The sequence below is a fragment of the Pseudoalteromonas sp. SR45-1 genome, from assembly GCF_014163655.1.
In the GTDB taxonomy this organism is placed as follows: domain Bacteria; phylum Pseudomonadota; class Gammaproteobacteria; order Enterobacterales; family Alteromonadaceae; genus Pseudoalteromonas; species Pseudoalteromonas distincta.
Window position 1 is genome coordinate 1 of the sequence record NZ_JACJDR010000030.1, and the last position, 12,562, is coordinate 12,562.

Genomic DNA, 12,562 nt, shown 5'->3' on the forward strand with positions numbered 1-12,562 from the left:
GTATTTTTGAATTGAATTGAATTGAATTGAATTGAATTGAAAACCCAAGCGCTTGCTTGGGTCTATGTACGTGTAAACCCTTAAATCTTTAGTTTTAAACAGTTTGTACGTACAAATTCTGATGGTAACTCGGTAATAACCGCTGCTCTTTGTTTATGGCAAAAGTAAGTATAAACCTCATGCTCAAAATCATCATTTATAGCGCGTCCAATTTGGTACAGTGCTGAAGTAAAGTTACTGTCTACTCTAAAATGATCTTTAACTACGTAATCTTTACTTAAGTACCAGTAAAGCTCAATCCCCTCGTTTTTAGCATATTGATTAAGTACATCTTTAAGAGTTGTGCCATTTTCAAAGCGCCTAGGTTCAACTTCTCCAGTCCAATTTGTAGGCATTGGATCTACTGTTCGCGCACGTTCAGCCAATACTCTATCCAAGGTTTGTTCTGGTGTTTTAAGTTTTAAAACAAATTGATCTCGTTCTTTATTACTTTTTACTTGGTTACGAATGGAGGAGTAAAAGCGTGATAGTCCTTCGGCGGCTGCATTTTTAGATTTTTTAATATCAAATACAGAACCATCACCCACTAAAAAGTATACGGCGAGTGCTATTAGCACGGCTGCAAATGATATATGTCTAATCCAAAACCACATGATTATTACCCACCTTATTTGTTCCTATTATTGTTATACCATTACTTTTTGTAAAAAGAAGGCGTATTTTTATCCGGTCGAGTTTTAAAGCGACGGTGAAGCCACATGTATTGCTCTGGTGCTGCATTAACAGATTGTTCCATGCGTTGATTTACACGTGTTACATCAGCCTTATCATCACCACTGGGGAAGTTTTCAAGCTCAGGTACTACCTCTAAATGATACTTTCCATTTTCGTCACGACGCGAAATTAAGCTCATAGTTTCGCAGTTTTTACTGCCAGCGAACATAAGAGTACCTGTTGTCGTTGCAGCGTCAGGTACTGCGTAAAATGGGACAAATTCACAGCGGTTACGACCGTAATCTTGGTCAGGTAAGTAATAACATACCTTTTTATTTTTTAATGCTTTCAGTAAACCTTTTACATCTTTTCGACCGATTAAATATTCGTTAGAGCGAAGGCGTCCATTAGTCGTAAAGTATTCCATTAGTGGATTGTTATGAGGGCGATAAAAGCCAACACCCTGACACTCTAAGCCCATAATACGGCTAGCCATTTCAAGATGCAGAATATGAGGAACAAGCAATAAAACACCTTTACCAGACGCTTGTACGCGTTCAAAGTGCTCAAGCCCTTTAAAAGACCCTAATGCTTTTTGTGCTCGCCACTGCGGCCACCACCAGGCCATACCAGTCTCAACCATTGCAATACCGGTGTTTTCCATATTTTTGAGCACAAGTTTTTTTTGATCTGCTTCGCTCATATCAGGAAAACACAGCTTAATATTTACTTCTGCAATATGGCGACGGCGCTTCATAAATTTATGAACTAAGCGACCAAGCTGTTTACCCATTGCCAATTGTAGTTTTTGCGGTAACCAAGAAATTAAATATAAAAATAAAACGCCAACCCACGTTAGCCAGTATCGAGGGCCTAAAAAAGATGCTTTAAAAGGAGATGAGGTGACCACAAAAATCTCTCTGAGAATAAAAACGATAGTTTAACGCTAAGCGCTATAAAATACAAAAAGCCAGCTACATGCTGGCTTTGAATAAATCTATATTATGTTTAGCTGTAAAAGTTAAGCTGATTTTAAACCTTGGTTTATAGCAACTAAATCTTCACTTGTTAGTGTACCCGCAGCTTGTTTTAAGCGAAGGGTAGATAACACATAACGGTAACGCACATCAGCAAGGTTACGTTTTGCATCGTATAAATTTTGCGTACTCACTAGTACGTCAACAATGGTACGAGTACCTACTTCAAAACCGGCTTCAGTTGCTTTAAGGGCACTTTGAGCTGAAACAACCGCTTGCTCTAGCGCTTTGTAAGTCGCAATATCTGAAACAACTTGATTATAAGATGTAATTACTGTGCGAGTGACTGCGCGGTAATTTGTTTCATAATCTTGGCTCGCTGATACGTAAAACGCACGCGCTTGGTTTGTTGCAGCAACCGTTGCGCCACCTGAATATAAAGGTACGCTAAAGTTAAGCCCAACAGAACTTGAGTCTGAACGCGGTTGGTCATCAAAATTAGCGCCATTTATTTGAGTGTCTGTAAGAGAGTCACCATAACTTGCACTTAGAGTTAGTTTTGGATAATGACCTGCTTTTGCTAATTCAATTTGATCTTTTGCAATATCAACCGTTACTTTAGAGACTTGTAAGTTGATATTTTTATCTTCAGCTACTTTAACAAAGTCGCTTGAGCGCTTCGTTGGCTTAGTTGTTGAGAAAGTATCTGTATTTAAAAAGTCTAATTTTTCGTGATATTTACCAGTTATCTCACGAAGTTGCTCGCGTGCAGTTTCTACAGCATTACTGGCAATAATTTCTTGGGCTACTGAGTTATCAAACTGAGCTTGTGCTTCGTGTACGTCTGTTATAGCTGTTAAACCTACTGCATAACGTTGTTTTGTTTGCTCAAGTTGACGTGCAATGGCACGTTTTTCAGCTTCGACAAATTCAAGGTTATCACTGGCACTTAATACGTTAAAATAACCTTCAGCAACGCGTACAATTAAATTTTGTTTAGCTGCATCATATAGGCCGCTTGCTTGTAGAGCTTGCTTATCGGCAATATCTAAAGTGTTCCAAGCACCTAAATCAAATAATGTTTGGCTTAAACTTACACCGCGAGAGAATTGGTCTGTATCACTTTCAACTTTTACTTGGTTAGATAAGTCGCCAACGCTTTGGTACGACGTTGCATCGCTTTTCGTATAACCCATAGTTAAACCAATTTGAGGTAATAGTGCACTCATCGCCAAATCGCTTTGGTAAGACTGCGCATCGGCTTGGGCTTTTGCTTTTAAAACAGTAGGATCGTTAGCTGTCGCTATTTCAAAAACTTGTAGTAAATCTTCAGCTTTCACTGCTGTTGCACCTAATGCGCATGATAAACTAACTAGCGCCGCAAGAATGTTCTTTTTCATGTGGGGTTCGGTCCTTAGACAATTTTTGTACTAAAAGCATGTTAACCTGTTTTACTGCATAACAAAAAAAATAATTAGTAAAACAGTATGTTCAAGTGTAACAGAATATATTAACGCATTTTAAAGCTTTAGATAAGTAGGAGGTAGGCACGTGGTTGATAAAAAGCTCGTTCAATTTACACATAAAGATGTAAATTTAAAGCCAATAAAAAACCTTTATAAAGGTTTTTTTCAGGTTGATTTATACCAGTTTGAACATGCTCTTTTTGCGGGTGGAAAATCAGAGCTAATTAGCCGAGAAATATTAGAACGTGGCGATGCAATTGCAGTACTCCCTTATGACCCAATATCAGATACTGTTCTTTTAATTGAGCAAATACGTATTGGCGCTATTAAAAGTAAGCACTCGCCGTGGCTACTAGAATGTATAGCCGGAATGACTGACGGCAGTACGGATTACGAATCAGTTGTAAAAAAAGAAGCGTATGAAGAAGCAGGGCTTGAATTAACTGAACTTGAATTTATGCTTTCATACCTATCAAGCCCTGGTGGTACAACTGAGCGCTTACATTTATATTTAGCGCGTGCTGATTTAAGCCAAGTGAAATCAGGTGTATATGGTCTTGAAACTGAAGGCGAGGATATAAAAACTCATATTTTATCGGTTGATGATGCGCTAATGCGCCTCAATAACGGTGAAATGGATAATGCGGCAACGGTTATTTGTATGCAGTGGCTTGCGCTAAATCGCGAAAAAATGGCAAGCAAATGGGCATAAACTCTTACTAATATTATGGCGGAACTTTGACAGCACAATTAGCAACAAATCGATATATTCAAAGCCTCCCAAAGTATTTAACACTTTGTGAGCATAACTATGTGCGACTATTAAAGTTGTTACCGAGCGAGCGCAATATAGGAAGCATTCGTGAAGTAAAACTTGGCAACAGTGAATTTGCTACAAAAATTGATGGCAGCGCAAAATACACTATGGATATTTCAATTAAGCAGCTAACAGGAATGGTTAAAGGGATAGCGCCGCTGTATTTAACGGCTCGCTTGTATCATGATGCGAAAGTAGCTGAAATTATTCATCACGATTACCATCAACGCATAAAACCATCGTACGGATACCCCAACCCTAAAATGCATCAAAAAGATGAAAAGTATCAACTTAATGCTTTTTTATACGACTGGTTAGTGGCCTGTGTAGAGCACGGGCAAGCAACATTAAATTGGGATGTAAATAATGGCTTGGTTTGATGATACATATACATTTGATAAATCATCTTTGTGCATTGCGCATATTACCGACAGCCATTTATTTGCAGATAAAAATGGTGAATATTTTAATGCAAATACTGCAGCTCATTTTGAACAAGCTTTGGCACACATCGCTGAGCAGCCAGTAGATTGCGTAATTTTTGGTGGTGATTTAACACAAGACCATAGTTTCGAATCGTACTTATTATTTAGTGAACTTATAAATGCCAGTGACATCACTTGCCCTGTATTTTGGGTACCAGGTAATCATGATGAACTAGTAATGCTTAATCGCATAAGTGGCGGAAAAATAAATTCGGCTAAACATATTATTGCTAACGGGGTTGAGCTGCTTCTTATTAATTCTAAAGGGCCCACGCCCGCAGGATGGGTTACTGGCGCGCATTTAGATGAAATAACTGATACTTTAGTCAACTCGAATAATAGTAAAGTTATCTTTTGTCATCATAATCCGCTGCCAATAAATGGCTATCTTGATAAGCACTTATTAGAAAATGGTCCACAGCTTTTAAATATTTTAGTTAATAGTAATAATGTATCTGCGCTTTTTCATGGTCATGTACACAACGATTATGAACAAAACTTTAGAGGCTTGCCTATATATGCAAGTCCTGCCAGTTCAGTCCAGTTTGTAAAATACACTCCAAAGTGGGAGCAAAAAAATGCAGGGCCTGCTTACAGAATGCTAAATATAAAGAGTAAAAAAGATAAAGTCGAAGTAAAAACGGAAGTGGTATGGCTAAGCGCGTAATTTATATTCATGGCTTTAATAGTTCACAAAAATCATATAAAGCTGTGCGCTTTGGTGAGCTTATGGCAAACTATGACGTTGATTATTGTGTACCGAACTTAAACCACGAGCCCCTACAAGCTATAATTGAGCTTGAACAATTACTAACGCCAGATACCGTTTTATTAGGTAGCTCGTTAGGTGGTTTTTTTGCCACGTATTTATCGCAGCGTTATCAAATTCCTGCAGTGGTCATTAATCCCGCGGTCGCACCCTATAATTTATTACAGTCGTTACTTGGGCCTAATTATAATCCGTATCAAGATTATCATTACGATTTAAGTAACAGTCATATTGAGGCGCTGAAATTACTCGCTGTAGATAAATTAGCACATCCTGAGTTACTGTATTTATTGCAGCAAACAGGAGATGAAGTGTTGAACTTTCAACACGCAGTAAAATATTATTCGCAATGCAAGCAATTGATAGAGTTTGGTGGCGATCATAGCTACGTTGAATTTGAACGCACCTTTGCAAGTATTGTAGATTTTCTTAAAATCACGTAAAACTAGTTAGCCTGAACTGAGGTTAGTTACTATATTAACGCTTTAGCGCATATAACAATAAAACTAGTAAACGTATTAGAGCCTTAGCGGATATAAAGACAAAAACTATGAGTGATCAAAATTATAACGCCGAAGCCATTGAAGTACTTAATGGATTAGATCCGGTAAAACGACGCCCAGGGATGTACACCGATACCGTACGCCCAAACCATTTAGGCCAAGAGGTTATCGATAACAGTGTCGATGAAGCTATGGCGGGCCACGCTACTCGTATCGACGTAATTCTCCACGAAGATAACTCGCTCGAAGTGAGCGATGACGGACGTGGTATGCCTATTGATATTCACCCTGAGGAAGGTATCCCTGGGGTTGAACTAATCTTCACTAAGTTACACGCCGGTGGTAAGTTTTCTAATAAAAACTACCAATTTTCGGGTGGTTTACACGGTGTAGGCATTTCTGTAGTAAATGCCTTATCTACACGTGTAGAAGTAACCGTAAGGCGCGACGCTCAACAATACAGAATGGCATTTGAAAATGGCGATAAAGTAGAAGATTTGAGCGTAATTGGTACTGTTGGTAAGCGCAATACAGGTACCACCGTTCGTTTTTGGGCTGATGTTAGCTACTTTGATTCACCAAACTACTCAATTACCAAGCTTAATCATTTATTAAAAGCCAAAGCGGTCTTATGCCCAGGACTGCGTATTAAGTTTGTTAATAAGCAAACAAAAGAAACCAAAGAATGGTTTTACGAAACTGGCTTAAAAGATTACCTAATTGAAGCCGTTAAAGGGTTTGAAACATTACCGCAAGACCCATTTGTAGGTGAATTTAAAAGCTCAATTGAAGGTGCTGATTGGGCTGTTGTATGGCTACCTGAAGGTGGCGAATCAATAGCGGAAAGCTACGTAAACTTAATTCCTACTGCGCAAGGTGGTACACATGTAAATGGTCTGCGCCAAGGCTTGCTTGAAGCAATGCGAGAGTTTTGTGAGTTTAGAAATTTACTACCTCGTGGCGTAAAGCTAACACCGGATGATATTTGGGAGCGTTGTAGTTACGTATTGTCGGTTAAAATGCAAGATCCACAATTTGCAGGGCAAACCAAAGAAAAACTTTCATCACGTTCATGTGCCGCATTTGTATCGGGTGTTGTAAAAGATTCGTTTAGTTTATGGCTAAATGAACATACCGATACCGCAGAATTATTAGCTGAGTTATGTATTTCAAACGCGCAAAGCCGTTTGCGTGCAGCTAAAAAAGTCGTACGTAAACGAGTTACTGCAGGGCCTGCATTACCAGGTAAATTGACCGATTGTAGTGCTGCCGATAATGACCGAACCGAGCTGTTTTTAGTGGAAGGTGATTCTGCTGGTGGTTCTGCTAAACAAGCGCGAGACCGTGAATTTCAGGCAATTATGCCGCTACGTGGTAAAATTTTAAATACCTGGGAAGTAGAGTCGGGGCAAATACTAGCATCACAAGAAGTACATGATATTTCAGTGGCACTGGGTATTGACCCAGAATCAACAGATATGTCGGGACTGCGTTACAATAAGATTTGTATACTGGCCGATGCTGACTCGGATGGATTACACATTGCAACATTGTTATGTGCACTGTTTGTTCGTCATTTTCCAGAATTAGTAAAAACAGGGCATGTGTATGTTGCAATGCCGCCATTATTTAGAATAGATATTGGCAAAGAAGTTTATTACGCCCTAGATGAAGAAGAGAAAACCGCTATTTTGGCGCGCATAGAAGCCGAGAAAAAACGCGGAAAAGTAAACGTACAACGATTCAAAGGTCTGGGTGAAATGAATCCGTTACAGCTTCGTGAAACCACTATGGATCCTAATACACGACGCTTAGTGCAGCTTACGCTTGATGAAGAAGTAGAAACCATGGAAATGATGGATATGCTACTTGCTAAAAAACGATCGCCTGATCGTCGTCAATGGTTAGAAGATCATGGTAACAAGGCGCTCGTTTAATTGCTTGTGCCTAACACTAGGAGAGACGAATGAAAAAATTACTAGGAAGTTTGCTGTTACTTGGGCTGACTAGCGCTCCTGCAATGGCTAAAAATATACTTGATAAGCTCACCGTAGCACCTGGGTTTGAAATTAGTTTATTTGCAAATGATGTAGAAAATGCACGTCAAATAGCCGTTTCAAAAAAAGGTATTGTGTATGTTGGCTCTCGTAAAGCAGGCAACGTATATGCGCTTATTGATCACAATAGCGACGGCGTAGCAGATAAAAAAATTGTTGTGGCTAAAGGCTTAAACATGCCCTCTGGCATAGCAATTAAAGATGGCGATTTATATGTAGGCGAAGTGCATCGTATTATTCGCTTTAAAAATATTGATACCCAATTAAAAGATCCAAAGTTTGATGTGGTCTATAACAAACTACCGAGTGAGCGTCATCATGGTTGGAAATTTTTACGTTTTGCACCAACGGGAGAATTAATCATTCCGGTGGGTGTACCGTGTAATATTTGTGCTGAGGATGAGCGTTTTGGTCGTATTTTTGCCCTTAATGTAGAAACAAAACAAATAAAAACAATAGCTAAAGGCGTTAGAAACACAGTGGGTTTTGATTTTCATCCTGCTACACAAGCCTTATGGTTTAGCGATAATGGTCGCGACATGATGGGCGATGATATTCCGCCTGATGAGTTAAACCGTGCAACGCAAGAAGGTGAGCATTTTGGCTTTCCGTATGTTCATGCCGGTGCAATTATTGACCCTGAGTTTGGTGAAGGTAAAAACATTGCCGATTACACATCGCCAGCACTTGCACTTCCAGCGCATGTAGCGCCACTAGGTATTCATTTTTATAACGGTAAGCAATTTCCAGCAAGTTATAAGCAACAATTATTTGTTGCTGAACATGGCTCATGGAACCGTTCTAAAAAGTCAGGCTATAAAGTAGGCCTTGCAACAATCGAAGTAGGTCGCGTAACTAAATATACGCCATTTATTACTGGCTTTATGAAAGACGAAACAACATTTGGACGCCCTGTTGCATTTGCAGAATTAGGTGACGGCAGTCTGTTAGTAAGCGATGATTACGCCAATGTAATCTACCGTGTAAGCTATAAGAAAAACTAGGTAAGCTTTAATGAGTGATACAGATACCTTGCTAATGCAAGGAATTGAGCAACAAACAATGGGGCGTTTTACCGAAGACGCCTATTTAAATTATTCCATGTACGTAATCATGGACCGCGCCTTACCGCATGTAGGTGATGGTTTAAAACCAGTACAGCGTCGTATTATTTATGCGATGAGCGAACTGGGCTTGTCAGCTAACGCTAAGTACAAAAAATCAGCCCGTACAGTGGGTGACGTACTTGGTAAGTACCATCCACACGGCGACAGTGCCTGTTACGAAGCTATGGTATTAATGGCGCAGCCGTTTTCTTATCGCTATCCTTTGGTAGATGGACAAGGAAACTGGGGTGCGGCAGATGACCCTAAATCGTTTGCAGCAATGCGTTATACCGAAGCGCGTTTATCTAAGTTTTCTGAAGTTCTGCTTAAAGAGCTTGGCCAAGGCACTGTTGATTGGACGCCAAACTTTGATGGCACCATGGATGAACCTGTAGTATTGCCTTCTCGTTTACCGCATATTTTACTCAATGGTATAACGGGTATCGCCGTAGGTATGGCAACAGATATTCCGCCACATAACGTACGTGAAGTGGCTAGCGCATGTTGTTTATTACTTGATAAACCAAAAACAGAGCTTGAAGAATTACTTGAGCTTGTACATGCACCAGATTACCCAACAGATGCTGAAATAATTACCCCAAAAGCCGATATTCATAAAATATATAAAACCGGTCGTGGGTCTATCAAAATGCGTGCGGTTTACACCGAAGAGCATGGCGATATTGTTATTACAGCGCTGCCGCATCAATGTTCAGGTGGTAAAGTACTTGAGCAAATTGCAGCGCAAATGAACGCTAAAAAATTACCTATGATTGCTGATTTACGTGACGAGTCAGATCACGAAAATCCAACGCGTATTGTAATTATTCCGCGCTCAAACCGCATTAAAGCTGAGCCATTAATGGCGCACTTATTTGCAACCACCGATCTTGAAAAAAATTACCGCGTAAACTTAAACATGCTAGGCCTAGATGGTCGCCCGCAAGTTAAAGACTTGCGCTGTATTTTAAGTGAGTGGCTAACATTTAGACGCGAAACAGTGCGTCGTCGTTTGCAGTATCGTTTAGATAAAGTATTAGCACGTTTGCATATTTTAGAAGGTTTATTAGCAGCCTTTTTAAATATCGATGAAGTGATTGAAATCATCCGCAGCGAAGACAAACCAAAGCCTGTATTAATGGAGCGCTTTGATTTAACTGATACGCAAGCAGAAGCTATTTTAGAATTAAAACTTCGTCATTTAGCAAAACTTGAAGAGTTTAAAATTCGCGGTGAGCAAGATGAACTAGCCAAAGAGCGTGATAAATTAGCGCAAATTTTGGGCTCAGAACGTCGTATGTCGACACTGCTTAAAAAAGAAATTCAAGAAGCCGCTGAAATGTACGGTGACGATCGTCGCTCGCCAGTGATTGAGCGCTCAGAAGCGAAAGCACTTAACGAAAAAGATTTAATTCCGTCAGAGTCAGTTACTGTTGTGCTATCAGACAAAGGCTGGGCACGCGTTGGTAAAGGTCATGACTTAGATGTACAAGGCTTAAATTATCGCTCAGGTGACGGCTTTAGAGCCTCTGCTCGTGGTAAGAGTAATCAACCTGCGGTATTTTTAGATTCAGCAGGGCGGGCGTTTGCAACCGATGCGCACAGTCTACCTTCGGCGCGTAGCCAAGGGGAGCCAATGACAGGTCGTTTTAACTTAACACCAGGTGCTAATTTTGAGCACGTGGTAATGAGTGAAGACGAGCAAGTATTGCTTATGGCGTCAGATGCAGGTTACGGCTTTATTACCGACTTTAAAGACTTAGTGAGTAAAAATAAAAATGGTAAAGCGCTGGTAAGTGTCCCTAAGGGTGGAATATTACTTTCTCCTATTAGGGTGAACGATGTTGCTAGTGATTACTGTATGGCTATTTCTAACGAAGGCCGCATGCTTTTATTCCCGCTACGTGACTTACCAAAACTTAGCAAAGGTAAAGGGAATAAGATTATTTCTATTCCTGGAGCTAAAGTACAAGCCCGTGAAGAGTTTGTAAAAGTGCTTGCTGTTGTGCCACAAGGAAGCAGTGTTACGCTTCATGCTGGTAAGCGTAAACTAACGCTTAAACCAAGTGATTTAGAGCATTATCATGGTGAGCGAGGGCGTAGGGGTAATAAACTACCGCGCGGCTTACAGCGTGTTGACGAAGCCGTTGTTGAGCTAACCCCACAAGATGATGAACCAATAGAAGCCATTAACGAAGAGTAACCAATTACTTTTTTGTATAAATAAAAACGGTCTGCATTTGCAGGCCGTTTTTGTTTTAAAATAAAGAGCTTGCATATTTCAGCGTACACTTGTGCGCTATTGACTCGTCTGTGTCACAAAATAACGCTATAATAATCATAATTGATCTTTGGAGAAACTCATTTGCTAGCTGTTATACGCGTTTTTATTATGCTGATGTTTATATTATTCAGTTGTATTTTTGGTTTATTACTTTCGATTATAAGACCATTTCATCCCAATAATGTACATATTATAGCGGGCTGGTTTGGCTCAATGGCTAAAATGATTGGCGTTAAATTAGTTTTAATACGTCATAAAGATGCAATTGATGCAGGCCCTGCAGTTTATGTTGCTAATCATCAAAATAGCTACGACTTATTTACAGTGCCTGCAATGGTGCCTAAAAACTGCGTAAGTTTGGGGAAAAAGAGCTTAAAGTGGATCCCATTTTTCGGTCAGCTTTATTGGTTGTCGGGTAATATATTAATAGACAGATCGAATCGATCCAAAGCAGCGGGAACTATCTCCAAAGCAGCCGAAAAAATTAAAAATAATGGCTTATCTGTATGGATGTTTCCAGAAGGCACACGAAGCTATGGAAGAGGGTTGCTACCGTTCAAAACAGGTGCTTTTCACACCGCAATGAGCGCAGATGTACCCATAATTCCGGTGTGTATGAATACAACACATAAAACCATTAAGCTAAATCGTTGGGATAATGGTACAATTTACATCGAAATGTTAGCCCCTATACCGCTTGATAAAGAAATTAGCGCGCGTGAGCATGCTAAAAGCGTGCATAGCATTATGGCTGCTAAAATAACTGAATTAGATGCTCAAGTGAGAGAAAAATAATGGAAAACTGGCGTGAAATAAGTGAAGACATCGTAAGTTCACTACTTGAAGATGGATCAGATCCTGAAATACTTTATGAAGTAGAACACCATTTTGTGTGTGAAGACTTCCCTAAACTAGAGCAAGCTGCATTGGCTGCTTTTAAATTAGGCTACGATGTTGAAGAGCCAGCAGAGCTTGAGCTTGAAGATGGCAGTAAAATTTGGAGCTTTGACATTGTAGTTGAAGCTGAGCTAGACGTAGACGTTATTATGGAAGACGTTGATAAGCTAGCGCAACTAGCCGTTGAGTGCGACGTTGAATACGACGGTTGGGGTACTTACTTTCAAGAGTAATTAATTACCCAGCATTAGAAAAATAGTAAAGGCGAGCATTTAACAATGCTCGCCTTTTTTAGTTTTACCCCCTATTTAAGCTTTAAATACACTCACTAGCCTCTATATAAATCAAAAGTGTACATTACCAATTTAAATCTGGTTATTACCAATTTAAGATTGGCCTTTAATTTATCTCTATTTTTATTTTTTATTCATACTAAATTAATATTGTCCATAATTATTGGTAAGCAGTGTTATTTATTTTTTAGTAC

The 12,562-nt window shown here is 39.6% G+C and carries 12 protein-coding genes; 9 read left to right on the top strand and 3 right to left on the bottom strand.

All coding sequences use genetic code 11. From position 1 onward, the window contains the following. Positions 1-80: 80 nt before the first annotated feature. From H5089_RS19825 to tolC, 3 genes are all read right to left on the bottom strand, one after another. Complete coding sequence (locus tag H5089_RS19825; RefSeq protein ID WP_182712944.1) at positions 81-653, bottom strand: toxin co-regulated pilus biosynthesis Q family protein; 573 nt, start codon at positions 651-653, stop codon at positions 81-83. Between the two features lie 41 nt (positions 654-694). Continuing rightward, positions 695-1,624, bottom strand: a complete 930-nt coding sequence (lpxL, locus tag H5089_RS19830) for an LpxL/LpxP family Kdo(2)-lipid IV(A) lauroyl/palmitoleoyl acyltransferase (RefSeq protein ID WP_182712945.1) — start codon at positions 1,622-1,624, stop codon at positions 695-697. 111 nt (positions 1,625-1,735) lie between these two features. Next, positions 1,736-3,091 (bottom strand): outer membrane channel protein TolC, encoded by a 1,356-nt coding sequence (tolC, locus tag H5089_RS19835; protein ID WP_002961956.1) that lies wholly within the window; start codon positions 3,089-3,091, stop codon positions 1,736-1,738. A 151-nt stretch (positions 3,092-3,242) separates the two neighbouring features. Between tolC and H5089_RS19840 the strand changes: the two genes are divergently transcribed. From H5089_RS19840 to rraB, 9 genes are all read left to right on the top strand, one after another. Next, positions 3,243-3,869 (top strand): NUDIX domain-containing protein, encoded by a 627-nt coding sequence (locus H5089_RS19840; RefSeq protein WP_002961957.1) that lies wholly within the window; start codon positions 3,243-3,245, stop codon positions 3,867-3,869. A 26-nt stretch (positions 3,870-3,895) separates the two neighbouring features. Further along, positions 3,896-4,354 carry a DUF1249 domain-containing protein gene (locus tag H5089_RS19845; protein WP_002961958.1) on the top strand — a complete coding sequence of 153 codons (459 nt, stop codon included), beginning with the start codon at positions 3,896-3,898 and terminating at the stop codon, positions 4,352-4,354. Continuing rightward, complete coding sequence (locus tag H5089_RS19850; protein WP_002961959.1) at positions 4,341-5,126, top strand: metallophosphoesterase; 786 nt, start codon at positions 4,341-4,343, stop codon at positions 5,124-5,126. The genes H5089_RS19845 and H5089_RS19850 overlap by 14 nt, the downstream gene beginning before the upstream one ends. After that, complete coding sequence (locus H5089_RS19855) at positions 5,111-5,671, top strand: YqiA/YcfP family alpha/beta fold hydrolase (RefSeq protein ID WP_182712946.1); 561 nt, start codon at positions 5,111-5,113, stop codon at positions 5,669-5,671. The genes H5089_RS19850 and H5089_RS19855 overlap by 16 nt, the downstream gene beginning before the upstream one ends. Before the next feature lie 107 nt (positions 5,672-5,778). Next, positions 5,779-7,668: a DNA topoisomerase IV subunit B gene (gene parE / locus H5089_RS19860; RefSeq protein ID WP_002961961.1), complete on the top strand. Its 1,890-nt coding sequence runs from the start codon at positions 5,779-5,781 to the stop codon at positions 7,666-7,668. 29 nt (positions 7,669-7,697) lie between these two features. Then, the gene (locus H5089_RS19865; protein ID WP_024605067.1) at positions 7,698-8,792 is read left to right on the top strand and encodes a sorbosone dehydrogenase family protein; all 1,095 of its coding nucleotides are present in this window, start codon (positions 7,698-7,700) and stop codon (positions 8,790-8,792) included. A gap of 10 nt (positions 8,793-8,802) precedes the next feature. Then, a complete protein-coding gene (parC, locus tag H5089_RS19870) occupies positions 8,803-11,097 on the top strand; it encodes a DNA topoisomerase IV subunit A (protein ID WP_002961963.1) in 2,295 nt (764 codons plus the stop codon). A gap of 162 nt (positions 11,098-11,259) precedes the next feature. After that, positions 11,260-11,973, top strand: coding sequence for a 1-acylglycerol-3-phosphate O-acyltransferase (locus tag H5089_RS19875; RefSeq protein ID WP_182692807.1), 714 nt, complete (start codon positions 11,260-11,262; stop codon positions 11,971-11,973). Continuing rightward, the gene (gene rraB, locus H5089_RS19880) at positions 11,973-12,308 is read left to right on the top strand and encodes a ribonuclease E inhibitor RraB (RefSeq protein ID WP_002961968.1); all 336 of its coding nucleotides are present in this window, start codon (positions 11,973-11,975) and stop codon (positions 12,306-12,308) included. The genes H5089_RS19875 and rraB overlap by 1 nt, the downstream gene beginning before the upstream one ends. The last annotated feature ends 254 nt before the right edge of the window (positions 12,309-12,562 follow it).

Coding starts and splice junctions, on each gene's coding strand:
- H5089_RS19825 (WP_182712944.1), bottom strand. CDS start 653: ATGTGGTTTTGGATTAGACATATATCATTTGCAGCCGTGCTAATAGCA.
- tolC (WP_002961956.1), bottom strand. CDS start 3,091: ATGAAAAAGAACATTCTTGCGGCGCTAGTTAGTTTATCATGCGCATTA.
- H5089_RS19850 (WP_002961959.1), top strand. CDS start 4,341: ATGGCTTGGTTTGATGATACATATACATTTGATAAATCATCTTTGTGC.
- H5089_RS19855 (WP_182712946.1), top strand. CDS start 5,111: ATGGCTAAGCGCGTAATTTATATTCATGGCTTTAATAGTTCACAAAAA.
- parE (WP_002961961.1), top strand. CDS start 5,779: ATGAGTGATCAAAATTATAACGCCGAAGCCATTGAAGTACTTAATGGA.
- H5089_RS19865 (WP_024605067.1), top strand. CDS start 7,698: ATGAAAAAATTACTAGGAAGTTTGCTGTTACTTGGGCTGACTAGCGCT.
- parC (WP_002961963.1), top strand. CDS start 8,803: ATGAGTGATACAGATACCTTGCTAATGCAAGGAATTGAGCAACAAACA.
- rraB (WP_002961968.1), top strand. CDS start 11,973: ATGGAAAACTGGCGTGAAATAAGTGAAGACATCGTAAGTTCACTACTT.